This window comes from Extibacter sp. GGCC_0201, from assembly GCF_017566055.1.
Lineage (GTDB): Bacteria > Bacillota > Clostridia > Lachnospirales > Lachnospiraceae > Extibacter.
Map to the genome: position 1 here is coordinate 1 of NZ_JABFCH010000173.1, position 222 is coordinate 222.

Consider the following 222-nt stretch of genomic DNA (forward strand, 5'->3'; position numbering starts at 1 on the left):
GACTTGTCAATGCGGTTTACACACAGGAGGAACTGATGCCGGCAGCGAAGAAACTGGCTGCGGGCATTGCGAAGAATGCTCCTATTGCTGTGAGAAATTCTAAGAAAGCGATGAACGAAGGACTTCAGGTTGATATGGATCAGGCAATTGTCATCGAGGAAAAGGTATTCGGTGACTGCTTCGAGACAGAAGATCAGAAAGAAGGCATGACTGCTTTTCTCG

1 protein-coding gene is annotated in these 222 nt (G+C 47.3%); it reads left to right on the plus strand.

What is annotated here, in order from left to right:
- Nucleotides 1-222 (plus strand): enoyl-CoA hydratase-related protein (locus tag HJV72_RS19160; RefSeq protein WP_243765713.1); only part of this gene is annotated, 222 nt, incomplete at both ends.